Annotated in this window: 22 protein-coding genes; 18 read left to right on the forward strand and 4 right to left on the reverse strand. The window is 69.6% G+C overall.

Annotation, left to right across the window (positions count from 1 at the left end):
• The first annotated feature begins 90 nt into the window (after window positions 1-90).
• The 10 genes from BM288_RS11170 (at window position 91) to BM288_RS11215 (ending at window position 9154) form a co-directional block, all read left to right on the forward strand.
• Window positions 91-996 carry a helix-turn-helix domain-containing protein gene (locus BM288_RS11170; RefSeq protein ID WP_318255505.1) on the forward strand — a complete coding sequence of 302 codons (906 nt, stop codon included), beginning with the start codon at window positions 91-93 and terminating at the stop codon, window positions 994-996.
• A gap of 210 nt (window positions 997-1206) precedes the next feature.
• A complete protein-coding gene (locus BM288_RS11175) occupies window positions 1207-2304 on the forward strand; it encodes an ArdC-like ssDNA-binding domain-containing protein (RefSeq protein WP_092918821.1) in 1098 nt (365 codons plus the stop codon).
• Window positions 2304-3242: a bifunctional DNA primase/polymerase gene (locus BM288_RS11180; RefSeq protein WP_092918823.1), complete on the forward strand. Its 939-nt coding sequence runs from the start codon at window positions 2304-2306 to the stop codon at window positions 3240-3242. The genes BM288_RS11175 and BM288_RS11180 overlap by 1 nt, the downstream gene beginning before the upstream one ends.
• Entirely contained in the window at window positions 3242-4024 is a 783-nt protein-coding gene (locus tag BM288_RS11185) for a DUF2637 domain-containing protein (protein ID WP_092918825.1), read from the forward strand. The genes BM288_RS11180 and BM288_RS11185 overlap by 1 nt, the downstream gene beginning before the upstream one ends.
• On the forward strand, window positions 4021-4434 hold the full coding sequence (locus BM288_RS11190) for a hypothetical protein (RefSeq protein WP_092918827.1): 414 nt from the start codon (window positions 4021-4023) through the stop codon (window positions 4432-4434). Before BM288_RS11185 ends, BM288_RS11190 begins: the two co-directional genes overlap by 4 nt.
• 84 nt (window positions 4435-4518) lie before the next feature.
• On the forward strand, window positions 4519-5427 hold the full coding sequence (locus BM288_RS11195; RefSeq protein WP_404799712.1) for a hypothetical protein: 909 nt from the start codon (window positions 4519-4521) through the stop codon (window positions 5425-5427).
• Window positions 5428-5457: 30 nt separating this feature from the next.
• Window positions 5458-6465, forward strand: a complete 1008-nt coding sequence (locus tag BM288_RS11200) for a ParB N-terminal domain-containing protein (RefSeq protein WP_318255506.1) — start codon at window positions 5458-5460, stop codon at window positions 6463-6465.
• Window positions 6466-6512: 47 nt separating this feature from the next.
• Window positions 6513-7247, forward strand: a complete 735-nt coding sequence (locus BM288_RS11205; protein WP_092919086.1) for a hypothetical protein — start codon at window positions 6513-6515, stop codon at window positions 7245-7247.
• A 15-nt stretch (window positions 7248-7262) separates the two neighbouring features.
• On the forward strand, window positions 7263-8888 hold the full coding sequence (locus BM288_RS11210) for a M23 family metallopeptidase (RefSeq protein WP_092918831.1): 1626 nt from the start codon (window positions 7263-7265) through the stop codon (window positions 8886-8888).
• Entirely contained in the window at window positions 8888-9154 is a 267-nt protein-coding gene (locus BM288_RS11215; RefSeq protein ID WP_092918833.1) for a DUF6112 family protein, read from the forward strand. Before BM288_RS11210 ends, BM288_RS11215 begins: the two co-directional genes overlap by 1 nt.
• On the opposite strand, the gene BM288_RS11220 is transcribed toward BM288_RS11215, so the two are convergent.
• Complete coding sequence (locus tag BM288_RS11220) at window positions 9151-10029, reverse strand: TIGR02391 family protein (protein ID WP_318255507.1); 879 nt, start codon at window positions 10027-10029, stop codon at window positions 9151-9153. The two genes, BM288_RS11215 and BM288_RS11220, sit on opposite strands and share 4 nt — an antisense overlap.
• 124 nt (window positions 10030-10153) lie before the next feature.
• Between BM288_RS11220 and BM288_RS11225 the strand changes: the two genes are divergently transcribed.
• From BM288_RS11225 to BM288_RS11235, 3 genes are read left to right on the forward strand one after another with little or no spacing between them, the layout of a single operon-like run.
• On the forward strand, window positions 10154-10423 hold the full coding sequence (locus tag BM288_RS11225; protein ID WP_092918835.1) for a DUF6112 family protein: 270 nt from the start codon (window positions 10154-10156) through the stop codon (window positions 10421-10423).
• A 41-nt stretch (window positions 10424-10464) separates the two neighbouring features.
• Window positions 10465-11826 carry a conjugal transfer protein TrbL gene (locus tag BM288_RS11230; RefSeq protein WP_092918837.1) on the forward strand — a complete coding sequence of 454 codons (1362 nt, stop codon included), beginning with the start codon at window positions 10465-10467 and terminating at the stop codon, window positions 11824-11826.
• Window positions 11827-11832: 6 nt separating this feature from the next.
• Window positions 11833-13296, forward strand: coding sequence for an SCO6880 family protein (locus tag BM288_RS11235; protein ID WP_092918839.1), 1464 nt, complete (start codon window positions 11833-11835; stop codon window positions 13294-13296).
• Here the strand turns inward: BM288_RS11235 and BM288_RS11240 are convergent.
• Entirely contained in the window at window positions 13279-14016 is a 738-nt protein-coding gene (locus BM288_RS11240) for a hypothetical protein (RefSeq protein WP_143103097.1), read from the reverse strand. The two genes, BM288_RS11235 and BM288_RS11240, sit on opposite strands and share 18 nt — an antisense overlap.
• A 32-nt stretch (window positions 14017-14048) precedes the next feature.
• Between BM288_RS11240 and BM288_RS11245 the strand changes: the two genes are divergently transcribed.
• Both BM288_RS11245 and BM288_RS11250 read left to right on the forward strand, forming a co-directional pair.
• Window positions 14049-15227, forward strand: coding sequence for a hypothetical protein (locus BM288_RS11245; RefSeq protein ID WP_092918843.1), 1179 nt, complete (start codon window positions 14049-14051; stop codon window positions 15225-15227).
• Window positions 15224-16699: a TraC family protein gene (locus BM288_RS11250; protein ID WP_092918845.1), complete on the forward strand. Its 1476-nt coding sequence runs from the start codon at window positions 15224-15226 to the stop codon at window positions 16697-16699. The genes BM288_RS11245 and BM288_RS11250 overlap by 4 nt, the downstream gene beginning before the upstream one ends.
• Before the next feature lie 13 nt (window positions 16700-16712).
• Here BM288_RS11250 and BM288_RS11255 read toward each other — a convergent pair whose 3' ends face one another.
• Together BM288_RS11255 and BM288_RS11260 are read right to left on the reverse strand one after the other, a co-directional pair.
• Window positions 16713-17309, reverse strand: a complete 597-nt coding sequence (locus tag BM288_RS11255) for a GNAT family N-acetyltransferase (RefSeq protein ID WP_092919088.1) — start codon at window positions 17307-17309, stop codon at window positions 16713-16715.
• A gap of 23 nt (window positions 17310-17332) precedes the next feature.
• Window positions 17333-17677 carry an ArsR/SmtB family transcription factor gene (locus BM288_RS11260; RefSeq protein WP_092918847.1) on the reverse strand — a complete coding sequence of 115 codons (345 nt, stop codon included), beginning with the start codon at window positions 17675-17677 and terminating at the stop codon, window positions 17333-17335.
• An 88-nt stretch (window positions 17678-17765) separates the two neighbouring features.
• Between BM288_RS11260 and BM288_RS11265 the strand changes: the two genes are divergently transcribed.
• Genes BM288_RS11265 through BM288_RS11275 form a run of 3 tightly spaced genes read left to right on the forward strand, consistent with a single transcriptional unit; the run spans window position 17766 to window position 21379 of the window.
• Complete coding sequence (locus BM288_RS11265) at window positions 17766-19085, forward strand: FAD-dependent oxidoreductase (RefSeq protein WP_092918849.1); 1320 nt, start codon at window positions 17766-17768, stop codon at window positions 19083-19085.
• On the forward strand, window positions 19082-20146 hold the full coding sequence (locus BM288_RS11270) for a flavin-containing monooxygenase (RefSeq protein WP_092919089.1): 1065 nt from the start codon (window positions 19082-19084) through the stop codon (window positions 20144-20146). Before BM288_RS11265 ends, BM288_RS11270 begins: the two co-directional genes overlap by 4 nt.
• 42 nt (window positions 20147-20188) lie before the next feature.
• Complete coding sequence (locus tag BM288_RS11275; protein ID WP_318255508.1) at window positions 20189-21379, forward strand: MFS transporter; 1191 nt, start codon at window positions 20189-20191, stop codon at window positions 21377-21379.
• The last annotated feature ends 20 nt before the right edge of the window (window positions 21380-21399 follow it).

A 21399-nucleotide genomic window follows, 5' to 3' on the forward strand; every position in this document is an offset into this window, starting at 1 on the left:
GCACGTTCACCGACGCACGTCGCTCAGTCTCCCCGGCCATCGCAGACCATGAGCCAGCCTGAACGAGCACGGCCCGCCGGAACAAGGTTCGTGCCGATCCACGCCAACACCCGCACCATCCACCGCCCCGTCGGCCCCGTCGCGTACGACTGCGTGAAACTCATCGTCGTGCGCGACGGGTCCGCCATCCTGTTCAGCGAATTCGGGGAACGACCGATCAACGTCGGCGACGTGGTGCTGCTGGCCGCAAACACGCTGTGCGGGTCCGAGCCAGAAGAGCACATCACGGTCTCAACGATCTACGCCGACGCCGACTACGTGCTCGACCAACTGTTCTGGCAGCACGCCGACCTCCTGTGCGACCGCCTCGACACCCAAGCCCTTGCGGACACGATCTACACCGAACCAGCGCAGATTCTGCGACTCGGTGAAGGCCGCGCCGGGATGCTCATGCCCTGGGTGGACGAGCTGGTCGCCCTCACCGCGGACGGGATCGCGCGTCACCGGTTCCACCGTGCTCAAGCTCTCTGGTTCTCGATCATCGACCAGGTGGCACCGTTCATCCGCGTCTCACCGCACCGGGCCGGCCCGAGCCAACGAGCACATATCCGGCCGACGTTGCCGCGGGATCGCCGGTTCGCACCGCTCCGCGCCGAAGCGCGCGAGGTAGAGGAACTGCTCCGCGGACGTATCGCCTACGACTGGAGCTTGCCCGAACTCTCTGCTCGCGTGCACCTGTCTTCGAAGCAGCTCGGTCGCGTGTTCGTGGAGGCATTCGGGAAGACGCCGTTGGCGTATCTGACGATGCTGCGCGTGCAGGAGATGGCGCGAGTGTTGCGCGAGCCTGACGTGACGATCGCGGAGGCTGGTCGCCGGGTCGGGTGGCGCTCACGCAATCGTGCGACGGAGGCGTTCCGGGAGCATGCCGGGATCACTCCGGCGCGGTATCGGCAGATGCAGCGGATGCCCGTGAACGGGACATCTGGGCCCGGGTAATAGACGTCATCATCAGGGGCTTCGCCCGCGGGCTCGGCAGGGCTGCTATCCGGTTGTTCTACGTCAGGCGCACACGACGTTCCTGATGGCCAACCTACTGATCGTTTTGTTCGCTGACCGTCTCGACACTCCGGGTTCTCCTGGCGCACCTCGCAGGTGCAGGACCGACCGCCATCGTGGTGGCCGGTCCCGCCGGGAGGAGGCCGGATCATGGCGACGAGGGAGGAAGCCCGCCAGGCGCGGGAAGCGAAGCTCGACGAGCTGCACGCCCGTCTGACCGGCGCGGTCGAGCAGCTGGTCACCGGTGATGACTGGGCCGCCGCGCTCCGGTTCGCGGCCCGGTTCCGGTCGCGGTCGTTCAACAACACACTGCTGATCTGGGTGCAGCACGCCGCTGCGTTCGCCGAAGGGCGGGTGCCGGAGCCGTTCCCGACCTATGTCGCCGGGTACAAGCAGTGGCAGCAGCTCGGGCGTCAGGTCGAGAAGGGTCAGGGCGGGTATCAGATCCTCGCCCCGGTCACCGGCCGGTTCGCCTCATCGCACCCGGCGGACCCGGAGTCGTGGCGGCGTCTGAACCGGGGCGAGAAGCCGAAACCGGGTGAGGTCGTGCGCACTCGCATGGTCGGGGTCCGTCCCGCCTACGTGTGGGACGCCTCGCAGACCAGCGGTGAGTCGATCCCGGAACCACCGTCACCGAAGCTGCTCGTGGGTGAGGCGCCGGCTGGCCTGTGGGAGGGGCTGGCGTCGCAGGTGCGGTCGGCGGGGTTCGAGCTGCTGGTGGTGCCGCATGAGGGCATGATCCACGGCGCGAACGGGATGACCGACTTCGAAGCGAAGCAGGTCGCCGTGCGGGAGAACATGGACCCCGTCGCGCGGGTGAAGACCCTCGCGCACGAACTCGCGCATGTGCTGATGCACGACCCGGACGCCGAGGATGCGCGGGCCCATCGCGGGATCGGTGAGGTCGAGGCCGAATCGGTCGCACTAATGATCGGTGCTGCACACGGAATGGACACCAGCGAGTACACGATCCCGTACGTGTCGAGCTGGGCGGCGCGCGTCGACGGGAAAGAGCCCGTCGAGATCGTGCAGGCCACCGGCGAACGAGTCCGCAAGACCGCTGCCGGGATTCTCGATCAGCTCGACACGATCCAGGTGGGCGACGGCATCCCACCCGGCCTTGACAAAGACGCGCCAGCACGCGAGACCAAGCGACCAGCACCCGCGCAGGACGCACCGTCGCGGAGCACGCCGGCACCTGCGCGGGAACCGGAGCGGGCCGCAGTCGCGGTGGGGCGGGGGCTGTGATGGCTGGGCAGACCGCGTTCACGGCCGTCCTCGGCGGAATGAATCAGCGGTGGCCGCTTCCGGAGGCGGCGCGAGCCTTCGCAGCGGCGGGGGTGCCGGTGTTCCCATGCGCCCCGGGCGGGAAGCGTCCGCTGATCCGTGACGGACGCGGATTCCGCGACTCCACCACGAACCTCGCGCAGGTCGAGGCCTGGTGGCGGCGGGCTCCGGAGGCGAACATCGGCATCCCTACCGGTGCTGTCTCCGGGGTCGTGGTCGTCGATGTCGATGTGCACGGCCCCGTCAACGGCTACGACCAGTTCGCTCGCGCCGACCGTGCCGGCTTCGTGGACGGGTGGGAGGTACTCGCCAGGTCGCCGTCGGGCGGCATGCACGCCTACTACCCAGCCTCTGACGGTGGGACGCAGCGGTCGTGGCAGGCAGCCCGGGCCGGGATCGACTTCCGCGGCGACGGCGGCTACATCATCGCCCCACCCTCCCGCCGCATCATCAACGGCAACCCGGTGCCGTATGTCGTGGAGACGTTCGCGACGAGTCCGGGCAGCCCGGTGGATGCGGCCCGGTTGCGGGACTTCCTCGACCCCCGACCAGCACCGGCCACCAGGCCTGCGCGCACCGTCGCGGGGTCGGGGGCGGAGGTGTCGCGGTTGGCGGCGTGGGTGTCCCGGCGGCAGGAGGGCGAGCGCAACCACGGGCTGTTCTGGGCGGCGTGCAAGCTTGCCGAGCACCAGGTCGCTCCCTCCGATGCGCTCGACGTACTCACCGCCGCAGCCGGGCACGCCGGGTTGAGCGAACGCGAAGCGGTCACCACGATCCGTTCCGCCTATCGGGCCGTGCACGGTGGTACCCGAGGCAGCCCAACGTCGGCCGTATCCTCGCCGTCGCGGTTCGCAGCGCTGGAGGCGGCGGCGTCGCGAGTTCGGGTGCGGGGGTTGTGATGGTCGGCCGGCAGCGGTGGGGGTGGTCGGTCGTCTCGGCGGCGGCCGGCACCATCGGGATCGCGGCCGGCGCGTTCTGGCTGTCCTTCATCGCGTTGGCCGACCTCGCTGCCCGCTCCGGGATCACGGTTGGGCAGGCGTGGGTGTGGCCGCTGCTGGTCGATGGGCTGATCGTCGTCGCGACCGTCGCGGTCGTCGCTCTCGACCGGCACCGGGCGGCGTGGTATCCGTGGGCGCTGCTGATCGCCGGCGCCCTGGTGTCGGTGACGGCGAACGCCGCACACGCTCTGGTCGCCGCGGATGCGACTGTGCCCGGCGTCCTCGCGGGCATTGTCGCCGCGGTGCCGCCGCTGGTGCTGCTCGCTTCCACCCACCTCACCGTCGTCCTCATCCGCTCCACTGCCCCTGAACGGGCCACCGCGGACGCGCTCGATGTGTCGCCGGCGGCTGTTCCTGCTCCTACTGCTGAGCCTGCCGTGGCCGAGACGCCGCCCATCCCGGAGCCGGAGCAGGCGACGGCGCTTCCTGTACCGGTCGAGTCTGACCCGCCGGTGCCCGTCGAGTTGCCCGCATCGGAGGGCGCTGATGGGCGGCGGGAGCGTGCGGTCGCGTTGCGGGAGGAGCAGTGGTCGAACAAGAAGATCGCCGCCGAGCTCGGGGTGCATCCCTCGACGGTGGGGCGATGGTTCGCGCACCTGACCGATACCCGGCCGTCATCCACGGCTGCCACGTCGTCTCCGGCTGATCCGGCCGGGCCGCTCTCGGAAGGAGCACCATCATGAACGAGTCACACCACGACCCGCACACCACACGAACCAACGCAGCTGCCGAGGCAGCCGAAGCCGCCCGTGCGGAGCCGGCGGCGGAGGCACGGTTGGTGCCGGAGGCGATCCAGGCCGCCGACATCGACCACCACACCGCCGACACCGTGCTCACTGGGGATGGCATGGCGGCGAGGGCGCGGGGTGTGGATTGGGTGCGCCCGTCCGATCTGCTGGCCCGCGGGACGGGACGGGTGGCGCGGTCGGCGATCGATCTCCAGGCGCATCTGGCCGAGCAAGCCCGTACGGGTATCCGTGTCGGGGTGTCGCGGTTGGGTGAGCGGGCGCGGCGGCTGCCGCCGGTGACGGCGTTCGGGCGCGGCCCGGCCGGGAGGTCGGGGGCCGAGCGCGATGCGGTCGGGATGAGCTGATGGCGGTGCATGAGCATGTCCACCATCACGGGCCCGGAGTCGTGGGACGAGGTGCGCACCTGCTGTGCAGGAGGTGCCCTCACCATGACATCCACCCAGAACACCCACGATCCGCACCCGACCACCTCGGCACGGTCTGCTGACGCAGCATCCGAAGCGCCACGGGCGGCGGAGGATTTCACGACCAGTGCCGGGCTGCGCGCCCTGCTGACCCGGCTGCACGCCGCCGGCGCCGGAGCCTGGGAACGTGATCCGGTCGCGCAGGAGCTGATGCGGTACGCCGCCGACAAGTACGCCGCTCTGGCCCGCAAGCATCATCTGGACCCGTGGGAGGCGGCATCAGCGGCGTTCGATGTGATGCGCACCCCGTCCGCGCGTCGGGCGAACGATCCGTGGGCGGTGGTGACGCGGGCGGTGCAGATCACCTGCATCGCCGAAGACCGCGCCCAGGGCCTGCTTTGCTCGGTGCACCAAGCCCGGCGTCCGCACGTGTCGGTCTTCCACGACGCCGAGCGATTCTCCGATCGGGAGAACCCGCTCACCGACTACCACCCGGCCTTCCAGATACCAGCCACCGATCCCGATCTCGACAAACCCGGTGCGGTCGAGGTGCCAGTCGCGTCGACGTCGGCGACCGCCGCAGTCGATGAGACGGTTCGGCTGTTCGTCCTCCTCGGCTGGGCGGAGCCGGTGGCGCGGCAGAGCATCGAGCACGTCTGCGGCGTGCTCGCCCGGACCGGGGCGAGGCATACGACGTTCGAGAACCTGCGCCGCGACACGTACGCCCGCCACCTCCTCGACCTGCCGAAAACGTCCTGGTCGGGGCTGTTGAAGGTGCTGCTCGGCAACCCGAATCCCGCCGCCACGGGCACGAGCGCGGGCCGGGGCGTGCTGCTGCGGCTGCTGATCGGCGAAACCCTGGAGCTGCTGCTGCGCGATGACGACCTCGTGCTCACCATCGCCCTGGCCTCCCCATCCCGGATGCGGGAATGAGCAGGGTGGTGAGTGGTCATGAGCGTGGAGATGGAACGCACCGTCGACTCGATCCAGGTCGGGCCCCGGCACCGCACCGAGATCGGTGACCTCGACGACCTGGTGACCTCGATCCGCGACCGCGGCCTGCTCCAGCCGATCACCGTCACTCCGACCGGGGTGCTGGTCTGCGGGGCGCGCCGACTCGCCGCGATCAAACAGCTCGGCTGGCGGACCGTCAACGTGTGGGTGCGGCCCGGGATCTCGACCCAGTTGGAGCATGTGCTGGCCGAGCACGACGACCACACCCTCGCCAAGCCCCTCACCCAGCTCGAAGCCGCCACCCTCTACCGCGAGTTGAAGACCCTGCTGGCCGAGGACGCGAAGCAGCGTGAGACAGCGACCCGATTCAGCACCGAGAATCAGCCGGGAACTGACGGGGGTGCAAATTTTGCACCCCCGTCAGCGGGCCCGGTCGGCAAGTCGCGACAGCAGGCTGCCGGCATGATCCCGGGCGGTGCTTCGCACACGACCTTGGAGAAGATCAGCTACCTCCAACAGCACGCCGCCGACGAGACCCTGCCCGACACGGTGCGCAAGCAACTCGGCAATGAGTTGGCCGCGATCGAGGAGGGCGGGCCGGTGCAGCCCGCCTACGAGCGCGCCCGCGCCTTGATCGAGCGGCACCACGCCGACCGTGACGCGCACCTGGACGATCTCGCCAGGGCTGCGCTTGCCCGGGCGCAGCAGGGCAAGTTGAAGAACAAGAAGAAGTCCCCGACCCTGCCGAGCACACCGCTTGATGGGGTCTGGCCGACGCGACGGTTCGTGCTCATCTGGGACGAGCTCGACTCCTGGTGGACCCACTACGACGCCGACACCCTCGCCGCTGAGCTCACGCCGGAACAGGTCACCGCATTCCTTGCCGTCGTCGATGGCAGCGTCGCGTTCGCCGACCGGCTCCGTGCCGCCCTCGAAACCCCCGACGCCGACTCCGACGCTGCCCTTGACGGGGCAGCCGATGTCGGGGCCGGGGTGCGGCATCTGCGTGCCCTCTGACCACACCGCCGTGCCGCCGCTCGGCGGTCCGCGTGCACCTGGCGGGTATGAAGACTTCACATGCTCCCTCGCCGCGCCGCCGCCTGATCGTCGTCATCGCCGCCGGCGTCGTGTTCCTGCTGCTGGCCTGGGTCGGCATCTACGGCCTGATCACCGGCCCCCGCACCGCCCCGACACCGAGCCCCGGAGAGCCCGGAGCCACCGCGACCGCACCGCCAGATGGCGGCGCGTCACCGGTCCGGATTCCGGCGGTGCCGCACAGCAGCGATCCGGAGGAGTTCGCGCGCGGGTTCGCCGAAGCATTGTTTGCCTGGGACACCAGCTCGGGGTTTATGCCGCTGGACTACACGACCGTGCTCCTGGATGCCGGCGACCCGACCGGGACAGAGCAGGCCGGCCTCGCCGCGGACATCGCCTTGTATCTGCCGACCCGAGACGCGTGGACCGGGCTGCGGGAGTACGGCACGACCCAGCACCTCACGATCGACACCGCGACCGTGCCCGACGCCTGGGATGACGCCGTCGCGCAGGCGCGACCGGGCCAGCTAGCCCCCGGCACGACCGCATACACGATCGACGGCACCCGGCACCGCGACGGCGTCTGGAACGGCGAACCCGTCACCAGCGAGCACGAAGTCGCGTTCACGATCTTCCTGCGCTGCCCACCCGACCCCACACCCAGCCCCAGCCCGGGCGAAAAGCCGGACACGACTACGGGTGATGAGCGACCGGCCCGGTGTCACGTGCTGCGGCTGTCGCAGCTGGATAACCCGCTGCGGTAGGCGGCCGGTGCTCTGATGATGAAGAAACTCGCGATCGCGGCGATCCTGCTCCTGCTGCTCGGCCCCACGATCGGCCTCGTCGCGGTGGGGCTGCTGATGAATCCTGCCGCCACAACCTCCTGCACGGTCGACGGCGGGGTCACCGTCGGGGATGTTCCCGACTCGTTGGCGGTGACCACCCGCGACGGGGAGACGTACACGCTGAACAAAAAGCAGCTCACCCATGCCGCGACGATCATCGAGATCGGCTCCGGCATCGACGGGGTGAACCGGGACGGCCTGCACATCGCACTCATGGCCGCACTGACCGAGTCCACGCTGCAGCAGCTCGCGAACACCAGCACCTACCCCGAATCCGGCGACTACCCAAACGACGGTGACGGCTCAGATCACGACAGCCTGGGTCTGTTCCAGATGCGCCCGCAATCCGGGTGGGGCACCGTCGAAGAGCTCATGGACCCGGAGTTCCAGGTGCGGGCGTTCTTCGGCGGCCTGGACGGCCCGAACTACCCGTCCCCGCGGGGACTGCTCGACATCCCCGGCTGGGAACAGCTCGGCCACGGCGAGGCCGCGCAGGCCGTCGAAGTGTCCGACTATCCCGACCGGTACGACAACTACGCGCCCGTCGCGACCACCATCCTTGAGACCCTCAGCAGCGGCAGCGGTGCCGTTCCGGTGCTCAACGCATCGGCGCCGACAGGGTCGTCGCGGGTGGTGTTCCCGCTTCCGGAGGGCACCTGGGTGAAGACCAGCGACTTCGGGCCGCGGGTGCACCCGATCACCGGCGACCCTGAAGGGTTCCACACCGGCCTCGATCTCGCCGCCCCGGACGGCACCCCGATCCTCGCCGCGGCCGACGGCACCGTCACCGTCGCCGAGTTCTCCGGCGGCTACGGCGGACTCATCGTCATCGAACACCACCTCGACGGGCAGACCGTCGCGACCGCGTACGGGCACATGTGGGAGCACGGCATCCACGTGAATCCCGGCGACACCGTGACCGCCGGGCAGCACATCGGCGACGTCGGCTCTTCGGGCATGTCCACCGGCGCGCATCTGCACTTCGAGGTCCGCCCCGGCGGCACCAACAGTGAAGCCATCGACCCGGCGAAGTGGCTCAACGACCACGACGCCGCCGACCTCCCCGAAGCCGACACCGGCCCACCCGACGGCTGCACCACCGCGCCCGGTGGCGCGCCGGACCCGTTCGACGACAGCAACCCGGACCAGCTCGTCGATGACCCCACCAGCGACGGGCAGATCACCGCCCGCACCCTCCACCTCTACCAACAGGCGACTGCCGCGTTCCCCGACACCGGCTGGGCCTGCTACTCACCCCGCTCCGGCACGACATCGGAGCACCCGCTGGGGCGGGCGTGCGACATCACCTTCGGCAACCAGATCGGCCAGCGCCCAAACCCCGCGCAGCTGGCCGCGGGGCAGCAGACCGTGGACTGGGTGCAGGAACACGCCCAGCTCCTCGGCGTCGAGTACCTGATCTGGCAAGGCGAAATCTGGTCCCTCGCCCGCAACGCTGAGGGGTGGCGGCCCTACAACGGCGGCGGCATGCACGACCCGCGAGACGTGACTGGCGGACATTACGACCACCTCCACGTCACCGTGAGAGCAGGGGCCGCCTGATGGACGTGTTCCCTGACTTCGGCGGCCTGGACGGTATCGGTGATCTGAAGCAGGTGATCGGTGCGGCGCTGATGATCGTGCTCATCGTCGCCGTGCTGATGATGATCGTCTCCGCGATCATCTGGGCCATCGCCGCCTCCACCGGCAACTACTCCGCCTCCACGAAGGGCCGCGCCGGCGTCCTCATCGCGCTCGGCGCTGCTGTCCTCGCCGGCGCCGGCGTCGCCTGGGTGAACTGGCTCATCGACCTCGGCGGCCAACTCTAGACGGGTTCTGACTCCGGCTCGAAGTCGTCACCACGGTCGATGGTGCACTGATCGAGAATGCGTGCCAGGTAGCTGTAGGCGGCGAGGCGTTCCATCGCCTCTTGCTCGCTCAGTTCGGCCCGCGTGTGGGTGGTCACGTTGCGGACCGTGAGGTTCAAGCCGGTCGCGAGCCCGTTGAGTGCTTTCGCCAGAGGCTCCAGTCCGCCACGTATGCTTCGAACCGTCTTGTCGCCGTCCTCACCGGGCCAGCGAAGCTTCGGCTTCCCTGGTTCCGCCTGTCCTGGCGAGAGCGTCTGCTGCCAGAAGACACTGTCGTCGACGTTGTTGCGGCACAGTTTCTGCTTCCAGTGGATCGTCAACCCTTCTGCGGCTTCACGCACTGCGACGCGGTACTGATGCGTCGTCCAATGCGCAGCGGCGCCGGCCCAGACGACCTGATGGAACTGTGCGGGAGCGAACTTCGGCAGGTCGGAGTCGGTGCCGGCGGCCGAGTCGATGATCATCGCGTCGAGGCGGCCCTTGACGTTCGCCGTGGTCATGCGGACATCGCGCGGTGCGAGCGGGGCTTTCGGTGCCGACATGAACGACCAGTTCGAGATCGGGTCAATCATTCCGAGCCCGGCAACCGCGATGTAGGCCCCGGTGACGGCAACGGCCCGCGCAGCCAGGCCAGCGGCCTCGGCGACATCGAGTTCAAGGCGACGAACAGCATCGGCGTCCTGTCCTTCCTTGGCCCACACCGTCGGAAAGAGCCCGCGGGACTCCATGTGGCTCGACTCGACCTGCGTCGCCATCCACGCCTCGAACGCGGCCTCGAACCGCTCCACAGCGTCCCGGAGCCGTGAGAGGTAGTCCTCGCTGTACTCGTTGCTCAACCCGTCTCCTTACCGCCTAGATCCCGACGACCTCAGCGTATCGGCGGCCACGGACATCCCACGGGCATCTGTGTGCACCTGGCCAGCAGAACACCCTTCCGCCCGCGTTTTGAGGAGTTTTGCTGTGATCGACATCGACCCCAATGGCACCGGTCTTCCCGGTATCGAACAGCTGCGCACGATCGTGGGCGCGGTGATGACCGTCGGCCTGATCCTGGCCGTGCTCGCCCTGATCGTCTCGGCGATCGTGTGGGCCTACGGCTCGAACTCCTCCAACCCGCACCTGTCGGGCCGCGGGAAGATCGGCGTGCTGATCTCCTGCGGTGCCGCGGTGATCTGCGGTGCCGCGGTGACGCTGGTGAACTTCTTCTGGAACGTCGGCCAGGCCGTCTGACCCGTCTCTCTTCTCGTGCCTTCGGAAGGGAGGGGGTCGTGATGGGCGTGTGCGACATCCCCGTCATCTCAACGGTCTGCGACACCGCCGGTGAAGCCGCCGCGTCGTTGATCTCGGCGCCGTTCGACTGGCTCGCCCAGGCCCTCGGCGGGGCGGCCGGATGGCTGATCGAGACCATGTGGACCGTGTTCGACACGACCACCCTGGTCGATCTCACCGGCGACGGCTACGTGTCGGTCTACAACCTCGTGTTCGGGATCGCGGTGTTCGTCACGCTGCTGTTCTTCTGCTTCCAGCTCATCCTCGGCCTCATCCGCCGCGACCCCGGAGCCCTCACCCGTGCCGCCCTCGGCACCGGCAAAGCGATCCTCGGCAGCTTCGTGGTGATCACGTTGACGACGCTCGCGATGGAGATCGTCGACCAGCTGTGTATCGGGATCGTGCAAGCTGCCGGCGAGACCACCGAGACGATGGGCGACAAGATCGCCCTGCTCGCCGCCGGCCTGGCCGGGATCAACATCAGCGCCCCCGGCGTCGGCGCGATCATCAGCATCTTCCTGGCCGGGCTGATGATCGCCGCGGTCGCGATCGTCTGGTTCTCCCTGCTGATCCGCAAGGCGCTGATCCTGATCGTGGTGATCCTCGCCCCGCTGGCGTTCTCCGGGTCCGCGTGGGACATCTCCCGGTCATGGGTCGGGAAGTGGGCGGCGTTCCTGCTCGCCCTGATCGTGTCCAAGCTGGTGCTGGTGCTGGTGTTCCTCATCGCGATCACGCAGATGGCGACCCCGATCGAGGCCGACCTGCAGGCGGTGACCGAGCCGATCACCGGGATCGTGATGCTCGCGATCGCCGCGTTCGCCCCCTACATGGTCTACCGGCTGATCTCGTTCCTCGGGTTCGACATCTACAACCAGATGGGCACCGAGCAAGACGCCAAACAGGCCATGAACCGGCCCGTCCCAATGCCCAACAAGCCGCAGGGCGGGCAGCCGAAGAAGGTACTCGACGGCAACGGCGGGGACGGCCCTTCCGGCGGCGGGAGCGGCGGCGCCGGTGGCGGGCCGCCTCCGCCACCGCCCGGCGGAGGCGCTGCCCCTGCCGCAGGTGCGGGCACGGGAGCCGGCGCGGGTGCGGGTGGTGCTGCGGCGGCTGGCCCGGCAGTGGCGGTGGTGCTGGGTGCGGAGGTCGTGAAGGAAGCCGCGACCGCGGGCCCTGAAGCCGGGGCCGAGTTCGGCGGGCAGGCCGAAGCCGCCGCCGCCGGCGCGAACCAGAACACCCCCACCAGCGACGGAACCGGGCAGACCCCGCCACCGGCGACGCCGGCCCCGCACGCACCCTCCGCGCCGAACCCGCCCCCACCCGGCGGGCCGGTCAACGAGACCCCCGACTACGGGAAGGAGTGAACCGACGTGAGCACCGAAACCAGCAGGAGCGTCGGCGAGGTGGTGCCGGTGAAATTTTCCCGGCTCTCCCGCCGCGGCATCATCCTCGGCCTGTCCACCACCCAACTGATCACCCTCGGCATCGGCATCCTCACCCTGGTGGCTGCGTTCTACGCCGGCGGCGGGATGCTCATCGCCTACACCGCCCCCGTCTGGGCGCTCTCCGCCGCGCTCACCTGGATACCCGTCGCGGGCCGTCCGGTCGTCGAATGGGTCCCGGTCGTGGCGTGGTGGGGGTGGCGGGCCACCGGCGGGCAGCTGCTGTACCGGCGACGGATCGTCGCCCCACGCCCCGCCGGCACCCTCTCCCTGCCCGGCGACATGGCCTGCCTGCGCGAATACACCGACCCCGAGACCGGGGCCGGCATGATCCACGACCCCCACCACGCCACCCTGACCGTCGTGTGTGAGGTGTCGCATCCGGCGTTCGTGCTCCTCGACCCCGGCGAGCAGGAACGCCGCGTCACCTCCTGGGGCCGGGTCCTGGCGACGGTGTGCCGGTCGGGCCGGATCACGACCCTCCAAGTCCTCGAACGCACCCTCCCAGACTCCGGCACCGGACTCGCGGAATGGTGGGCCGAACACGGCACCGCCGACGGTTCCTGGGCGGCGACCACCTACGCCGAGCTCATCGGCCGGGCCGGCCCGGCAGGGGAACGCCACGCGACGACAATCTCGCTGTCGTTGGATATGAAGGCCGCGGCGCGGCAGATCCGCACCGCTGGCGGCCACCTGCGCGGCGCCTCCGCCGTGCTCCGGCAAGAGATGGGCACGCTCACCGCCGCCCTCCGCGCGGCCGATTTGGCCCCGTCGGGGTGGCTCACCCCGGGAAAGATCGCCGTCATTCTTCGGTCGGCGTACGACCCGGCGATCGCGCCTACCCTGGAACGTCACGGCGAACTCGGCCAGTCGCTCGCGACCGCGGGCCCGGTCGCGGTCACTGAGACCTGGGCCGGGCTGCGCACCGACACCGGGCATCACGCGGTGCTGTGGATCAGCGAATGGCCCCGCTCCATGGTGTATCCCGGGTTCCTCGCCCCGGTCCTGCTCTCCACCGGCATCCAACGCGCGTTCTCGCTGCTCTACACACCGCTGCGGACCGATCAGGCAGTGCGCGACATCCGCAAGAAGAAAGTCGAGCACATCTCGGATGCGGCGCAGCGGCGCAAGATCGGGCAGATCGAAGACGCCTCCCAGACCGCCGAATACACCGACGTCCTCCAGCAAGAAGCCGACCTCACCTCCGGCCACGGCCTCCTGCGCGTCACCGGCCTCATCTCCATCAGCGCACCCACCATCGAGGACTTGGATGCAGCAGTGTCACAGATCGAACAGGCCGCGATCCAAGCCTCCTGCGAAACCCGCCGCCTCGTCGGCCAGCAAGCCGCCGCCTTCACCGCCGCCGCACTGCCGCTATGCCGACGTGTCTGATTCTGTTCCGGCTTCGTGGAGGCGCCGAGAGAAGTGGGCATCGTTCGGGGCAATGTCGGGACGAATCCAATGCAGGACTTGGTATGTGTTGTTGACGAGCATGAAGCCGTCGGCTGCCATCGCGCTCGCGGAGAACACGACCTGGTCGTCACCAAGAGCATCGAGCAGCTCGGCGTTGTCGTCGCCGTGGACGAGGTCGCCATAGAGGAACTTCCGGGCGATCTCGTTGTCCCACGCATCGACCCGAGGACCATCGACTGCGGGGTCGCTTGGACCCTGCATGATGCGCATCCGGCGCGCCGGGTAGCTCGTCCAGAATCCTCGGAGCTCATCGAGCTTCTGGCGAATATCCGCCCGCTCACTCGGGCAGAAGAACTCCAGCGCTGTGAGCACCGTGACCCACGCGAGCCGGTCGCCCTTCTTGGTCAGCGTCAGGGGCCGGATCAACGCGAGCGCATAGGCCACTTGTTCCTTGGGCGCGATCACCTGGCGGAAGTCGCGAATTCCCGATGCGCCTGTTCGCTTGTCCACCACGAAGTTCATGTGGAACTGCTGACCAAGCTTGAGCGCGTCCTCTCGCTGGGCCAGCTCGCAGCCGAAGATGTCCTCGGCACGCCGCTTGAATAGGCGCAGAGTCTGATGATGCTTCTCGGCAACAGGGTCTTCGTTCGCACGGTCAACGCTAGATGGGACGGCTGACAAACGACGTGGGTGGCGCACCTCCCGGGCATACACCGTTGAGGAGGAGCATCATGCCCACGTTCTACGATCCTGCCGCTTATGCCGCAGAGGCGTCGGAAGCGTTGCGGGGTCTCGCACACGCCAGCCACAGCTTCGAGCATCCCGAAGACCTGTACCCGGTGATCGGGGACCTGATCTCCGGGGTGCGGTCGTTGCGGCAGGTGCTCGACCAGCTCGCGAACGCGCACATCACCCACCACACGCACGCATCCGATGACGACGGCAACGCGCTGATCGGTGCGTCGACCGCGCTGGATGCGGCTGACGCGCTGCACCAGGCCGCCACCGTCCTCGACCGTGTGCAGGACCGTCTCGACACCGCCTCGCAATACGCGGGCCGTATCGCCTGGCCAGCAGCGACTGCCGGTGCGGCGCAGGTTGATACGGGGCGGCGGTGGATCTCGGTGGTGTTCCTCCAGGGCGAGGACGCCGACGAGGTGCTCGACCTCATCGACCGGGACGGCATCGACGCTGGACTCGACCATCTGAAGGGGTGGGACTACGGGGAGGAGACCACCGGTGCGGCGATGGAGAACGGGCACGTTTACGACCTCGACCAGCTCCCGACCGGCCCGTTGGACCTGGACGCCACCGTTGCGGGGTATCGGATGGTCTACAACCCGTCGATGGGGCATGTCGCCCTGTACCGGCAGCACACCATCCCCGCCAAGGACCGCCTCGACACCAGCCCGGTGCCGGGGTCCGCGGCGGTCGGCGGCATCGGTCCGCTCGACGGCGACGCGGCCACCGGTGCGGCGGCTCCGGTGCGGTGGGTGGAGGTGACGCGGGTGACCGGGGCGGCGGCGGATCGGGTGTTCGGCATCCTCACCACGCTCGGGCATGTCGATGCGATCGATCACCTCGCCCAGTGGGACCACGGCGACGACGGGCCGATACTCGACGTGCTCCCGACCGCCCCTGGCGTCCAGATGCTCGAATCCGGGAAGTACGCGCTCACCGTCGACACGGCCCGCCGCGAGTTCGCCCTGTACCGCCACGACACCACCGCCCATCCGTCGCGGTCCCGGGGTGCGGGGCGCAGCGGTCCGGAGCTGCTGGTGTCCTATTCGTCTCCCGGCACCGCTGCGCCGTCTCGGGAGCGGAAGGAATCCGGCCGGACGGGCGGAGCGTCGTGGTTTGCTCATCCGGGTGTCGAGGCGGTCAAGCGGGAGCGGGGGCTGGGACGGTGACCCGGACCGAGCGGGAAACCCTGCACACCTCCGTCCTCGTCGCCCCCGCCGCGGAACGCCGCCGGCTGCGCAAGCAGCGCCGGCAAGCCGCCGCGAAGCTGCAGGCCAACCGCCGCCAACGCGAGATGGCCACCGCGAAAGCGAAAGCAGAAGCTGAGCGTGCCGAACGGCGTGCGCAACAGTACCTGCCTCGGGCAGGCGAAGCAGGGCCGGCGGCGCTGCGGTCGCCGGGCCGGTTCCGGGTGCCGCGGCATCAGGACACCTCCGCCACCCTCGGGGCGCAGTATCCGTTCCTCGCCGAAGGTGGCCTCGGCGCTGCTGGGGTGTTCGTGGGGCAGGACCTGTACTCTGGCGGCTCGTTCGTGTACGACCCGTGGGTGCTGTACCAGCGCGGCGTGATCACGGCCCCGAACCTCGTCATCGCCGGCATCGTCGGCTCCGGCAAATCATCGTTGATCAAGTCCCTGTACACGCGGTCGTTGCCGTTCGGACGCCGCGTCTACGTCCCCGGCGATCCGAAAGGCGAACACACCGCGGTCGCTGAGGCGGTCGGCGGTCGGGCGATCGTGCTCGGCCACGGGCTGCGCACCCGCCTGAACCCGCTCGATGAGGGGTATCGGCCCTCCGGGTTGTCGGATGCTGAGTGGGCGTCGATGGTTGCCTCCCGCCGGCGCGACCTCATCGGTGCGCTCACTGAGACGGTGCTGACGAGGCCGATGAGCCCGTTGGAGCACACCGCTATCGACACGGCCCTGTCGGCGACGGTGCGGGAGAACACCGTGCCGATCCTGCCGATGATCGTCGATCACCTTCTCAACCCCTCGGATGATCCCGATGGCCGGTTGGCGGAGGACGGGCGGATGGTCGGGCACGCGCTGCGCCGCCTCGTCGGCGGCGACCTGTCCGGCTTGTTCGACGGGCCGTCGACTGAGCAGTTCGACCCGACCCTGCCGATGGTGTCGCTCGACCTGTCGCGCGTGACGGAGAACAGCACGCTGATCTCGGTGCTGATGACCTGCTCCAGCGCGTGGATGGAAGCAGCGCTCCTGGACCCGGCGGGCGGGCAGCGGTGGTGCATCTACGACGAGGCCTGGCGGCTCATGTCCCAACCGGCACTGCTGAAGCGGATGGATGCGCACTGGCGGCTCGCCCGCGCCTACGGCATCAGTAACGCCCTCATCTTCCACAAACTCTCCGACATGGAAAACGTCGGCGACGAAGGCTCGGCTATGCGCGCGCTGGCGAACTCGCTGCTCGCGAACGCGGAGACCAGGATCATCCTGCGGCAGGAATCCGACCAGCTCGGCACCACCGCCAAGTCCCTCGGCCTGACCAGCACCGAACGATCGCTGCTGCCCACGCTTGGGACGGGGCAGGCGCTGTGGCGGATCAAGGAACGCGCGTTCGTCGTTCAGCACCAGCTGCACCCTGCTGAGCTGGAACTGTTCGACACCACCGCCCGCATGGGCTGAATTCCCCGCAAGTTCAGGAATCCTGAAGTCGATTTGGCGTGAAGATGCGGGTTGAGAGGTCGCTGGGGCAGGTGTGAGTGTGCATGTTCACGGAAGATGCAACCTCAGCGTGGTTTCCTGCGGGATCAGCAGGGGTGCGGCGTTCGACGAGGATGGTGTCGCGCCAGCGGCCGGCGTGCGGCCCGTAGTCCATGCGGGCGATGCGTTCTCGTCTGCCGACGGTGCGGAATCCGGCGCGCTCGTGGAGACGCAGGCTTGCGGTGTTCTCGGGGAAGATTGAGGACTGGACCGTCCAGATGCCCGCGTGGTCGGCGACGGCGAGGAATGCGGCCAGGAGCCTGGAGCCGACGCCCTGTCCTGCAGCATCCGGGTGGATGTAGATCGAGTGTTCGACGACGCCCGCATAGGCGGTCCGCGTTGAGGTGGGGGCCGCGGCAACCCATCCGTTGACCCGATCTGCGGAGTCGAGGGCTACCAGGCTCAGCTCGGAGCGTTTGCAAGTGATGAACGCGGCCCAGTTCGCGGGCGGCACAGCTTCGAAGGTGGCGTGCCCGGTGGCGATCCCGGCTTGGTAGATGCTCGCGACCTCGGGCCAGTCGGACTCGACCATCGGCCGGAACCGGGACTCTGGCATCAGGAGAGGAACGCCCGCGCGGCAGTGGCGAGCGTGTCGGTTGTGGGCTGGTAGTAGGCCCACTTACCGCGTTGCTCGCGGGTCACGAGTCCGGCTTCGACAAGGAGCTTCATGTGGTGTGACACGGTCGGCTGCGACAGTCCGACGGGTTCGGTGAGGTCGCACACGCACATCTCGCCCTCGCTGCTGCCGACGATCATCGCCATGAGCTTGACCCGGGTGGGGTCGCCGAGCGCTTTGAACACCCGGGCGAGCTGCTGTGCGGTCGCATCGTCGAGCGGTTGCCCCGGGATGCAACAGGTCGAGGCTTCGGGGGTGCTCTCGATGGTCGCGGGGGTGTTCATGGCTCCATTCTGCCCTACGCATTGACATCTGTCGATACGTGAGGCAGGCTTGCTCATATTGAAGAACGTCAATGTATGGAGGTTGGGTATGGTTTCCGTCGTCGTTATCGGTGCAGGCCCGCAGGGGCTCGCAGCGGCCGCGCATCTACTGGAACGCGGATTGAACCCGCTCGTGCTGGAGGCCGGTGATGGTCCGGGGGCAGCTGTTGCGGAGTGGGGGCATGTGCGGCTGTTCTCGCCGTGGACGGAGCTCACCGATGCGGCGTCTCGTCGCCTGCTGGAGCCGACGGGGTGGGTGGCGCCGGAGAAAGGCTATCCGACCGGGGCGCAGTGGATCGAGGGGTATCTCGCCCCGCTTGCGGACGCGCTGGGCGACCGGGTCCGGTATGGGGCTCGTGTGGTCGGAGCGGCGCGCAAGGGGCGGGATCTCGCGGTCGATGCCGGGCGAGCGGAGCAGCCGTTCGTCGTGCACGTCCGCCGCACGGATGGTGGGCAGGAGCGGATCGAGACCGACGCGGTGATCGACGCGTCGGGCACCTGGTACACCCGGAGTCCCGCGGGTGCTGACGGTCTCCCCGCGCTCGGTGAGGAGGCTGCAGTCCATGCGGGGCTGGTGGAGCATCGCATGCCCGCGATCGAGGATGCCCTGGGTTTGGCTGGTCAGCATGTGGTGGTGGTCGGCAACGGTCATTCTGCGGCGACGACGATCGGGATACTGTCGCGGGTAGCGAAGCGGGTGCCGGGGACGCGGATCAGCTGGGTGCTGCGCCGCGGCACGGTCGGCAATACGTTCGGCGGCGGGAGCGGGGACGAACTGCCCGAGCGCGGTGCGCTGGGTCAGCGGGCGAAGAAGGCGGTCGAGGACGGGCTTGTGGATCTCGTCACCGGGTTCCGTACCGAAGAGGTGGCGGTCGAGGACGGGCAGGCTGTGCTCCTCGCGGAGGACGGCCGCCGTTTGGAACCGGCATCGCGCGTGTTCGTCGCGACCGGGTTCCGGCCTGACCTGTCGTTCCTGTCCGAGATCCGGCTCGATCTCGACATGCGGTTGCAGGCTCCGGCGAAGGTCGCTGTCGAGGTGGACCCGAACCTGCATTCGTGCGGCTCCGTCCGTGCCACGGGAGCGGCGGACCTCGCACACCCGGAGCCGGGCTTCTACATCGTGGGGGCGAAGTCGTACGGGCGGGCGCCGACGTTCCTGGCTCTGACCGGGTTCGAGCAGGTCCGCAGCGTCGTCGCGGCGATCGCCGGCGACCGTGAGGCGGCCGCGCGCGTCGACCTCGTCCTGCCGGACACAGGGGTGTGTGGCGGGTCTGGCCTGTTCGACGCCCCGGACGATCAGGCGGCCTCGGACTCGTGCTGCGCGCCCGCGCCGCAGCTGGTCCAGATCGGCGCGAGGACCACGAGATGAGCCGGGGCCGCCTGCTGATCGTCGGCGGCGGGCAGTCCGGCCTCGCCGCAGCCCGCACCGGACGCGTCCGGGGCTGGGAACCGGTCGTCCTGGAGGCCGGTGACGAGCCGGTCGGGTCCTGGCCGCGCTACTACGACAGCCTGCGCCTGTTCTCCCCACGCCGGTTCAGTTCCTTCCCCGGGTACCCGTTCCCCGGCGACCCGGACGGCTACCCGGGCCGCGACGAGGTCGTCGAGTACCTGCGCGGATACGCCGACCGGCTCGGCGTCGAGGTCCGGACCAATGCCCGCGTCGTCGACGTCACCGCCGACGGGCCGGCGTTCACGGTGGAGTTGGCTGACGGGAGCAGCCTGGTCGGTGACGCGCTCATCGCCGCTTCCGGTTCGTTCGGCAATCCCCACGTGCCGGCGATCCCCGGCAGGGGGGCATTCGAGGGGCGGGTTCTGCATGTGGCCGACTACCGGTCGCCGGAGGAGTTCGCCGGGCAGCGGGTCGTGGTCGTCGGGGCGGGCAACTCCGCCGTGCAGGTGGCCCACGAGCTCGCCGAGCACGCGGAGACGTCGCTGGCGGTGCGGGACCGGGTGCGGTTCGCGCCGCAGATGATCGCCGGACGCGACCTGCACTGGTGGCTGCGCCTCACGCGCGCCGACCTGCTCCCGCCATCGGTCCTCGAACGGCTCGTCACCGGCACCCCGGTGATCGGGACCGACACGTACAAGCGGGCGCTGGAGGCGGGCCGGCCCGACCAGCGGCCCATGTTCACCGCGTTGTCCCCGGACGGGGTCGTGTGGCCTGACGTCTCCCGGGAGCAGGTCGACGCCGTGATCTTCGCGACCGGCTACCGGCCGCACCTGACCTACCTGACCTCGCTTGGCGTCCTCGACGGGGCCGGCAGGCCCCGGCACGACCGCGGTGTCTCGACCGCGCTGCCGGGGCTGGGCTTCCTCGGTGTGGAGTTCCAGCGGTCGTTCTCCTCGAACACGCTGCGCGGGGTGCACCGCGACGCCCGGCACGTCGTCGACGCCCTGACCAGGCTGCCGCGGGGTGCCGCCGTTGCCTGAGCCCGGACCCCGCCCATCGCTGGGAGCGGTGCTGGCGGCGCTGTGCGTGACCGAGATCGTCTCCTGGGGCTGCTCTACTACGCCTTTCCGGTGCTCGCGCCACGGATCAGCGCCGACACCGGTTGGTCCTCGATGGCCGTCACCTCGGCGTTCTCGGCGGCACTGGTGGTCTCGGCGCTGGTCGGGGTCCCGGTCGGCCGCGTCATCGACCGGCGCGGACCGCGGCTGGTCATGACGGTCGGGTCGGTCCTTGGAGTCCTGGCTCTCGTGGTGATCGGCACGGCAGGGAGCCTGCCGGTCTTCGTCGCCGGGTGGGTGCTCGCCGGGGCCGCGATAGCCGGGGTGCTCTACCCGCCGGCGTTCGCCGCGGTCACCGGCTGGTTCGACGCACGCCGTCTCGGGGCGCTGGCCACGCTCGCGCTCGTCGCGGGCCTGGCCAGTACGGTCTTCGCGCCGCTGACGGCGGTCGCGGGCGAGCAGCTGGGCCGGCGGGCGACCTACCTGTGGGCGGCAGCCACCCTCGCCGTCGTCACAGTGCCGGCCCACTGGCTCCTGCTGCGACGCCCCTGGCCCGCGCGCGGGCATCGCGACGCGCCCGCCGCCGACAGCGCCCATGCCGTCGCGGTCCTGCGCAGCGCGCGGTTCTGGCTGCTCACGGGCGGTTTGACCGCGGCGTCGCTGGCCATGTACACGGGCCTGCTGGCCCTGGTCCCGCTCATGCTCGAGCGCGGCCTCGACGCCCGGGCCGCAGCCTGGGTGCTCGGCCTCGGGGGCGTCGGCCAGGTCGCCGGACGCCTCGTCTACACCGGCCTGGCGCACCGGGCCTCGCTGACCGCGCGCACCGCCGCCGTGTTCATCCTGGTGACTGCGAGCACGCTGGTCCTGGCCGTGGTGCCGGGCCCGGTGGGCCTGCTGATCGCGGCGTCGATGCTCGCCGGAATCGGCCGCGGGATCGCCACGCTGCTGCAGGCGACCGCGATCACCGACCGCTGGGGAGAGCGCGCCTACGGCCACCTCTCCGGCGTCCTCGGCCTCCCGGTCCTGCTGGCCGCCGCCCTCGCCCCGTTCGCCGGGGCCGTCCTCGCCGAGGTGACCGGGAGCTACGCGAGGGCATTCGCCGTCCTGACCGCCCTGGCTGCAGTCGGGACGGCCCTGATGATCGCCAGCGCGTGGACGAGGGCCTGCGCGGAGCAGCCACTCCTCCCGCCGCGTGGCGTTCATAGTCGAGGTTGAGGTCATCGGAGCCGACAATA

It is taken from the genome of Agrococcus baldri (assembly GCA_900114805.1).
Classification (GTDB): Bacteria; Actinomycetota; Actinomycetes; order Actinomycetales; family Microbacteriaceae; genus Agrococcus; species Agrococcus baldri.